The 417-nt window shown below is 54.0% G+C and carries 1 pseudogene; it reads right to left on the bottom strand.

From position 1 onward, the window contains the following. Nucleotides 1-319 (bottom strand): annotated as a pseudogene (locus EAS64_RS42910) (hypothetical protein); the annotation flags it as partial. Between the last annotated feature and the right edge of the window lie 98 nt (nt 320-417).

Raw genomic sequence — 417 nt, 5'->3', positions numbered from 1 at the left:
AATGTTGAATCGTGCGCTTCCACTTGTTCGCCGGTAGCTGAGGATTCAACGCGGCCATACCCGTAGCAAACTTAGAAATTTTGACGGGTCGGATGCCAGCGCGCCACAGATACTTATCAGCGACCGACGGTGCACTGCCGGATTTCGTTTCGATAATCACCGTACCGGGTGCAGTATATTCGGTACCGACCTGATACTTGGTTGGCCCTTCACCACCGTCTGCGGTGTACATGAGCGCACTTTCTGAAAGCGGAGTCCAAGTGAGCGAAGTATCAATCGTGAGGCGAGAATCCACCGGATTCTGCTCGGACTGGGGCAAATATACAGTCGTACGACGGTACCCGGTGCGGATAACCGGCTCCAGGTCATCTACAGACGCATCCGTCAGCTGCTCAAGTGCGGTAGCTACATATTCCT

The organism is Trebonia kvetii, from assembly GCF_007827045.1.
Lineage (GTDB): Bacteria > Actinomycetota > Actinomycetes > Streptosporangiales > Streptosporangiaceae > Trebonia > Trebonia kvetii.
This window is presented reverse-complemented; position numbering and strand designations above follow the sequence as displayed.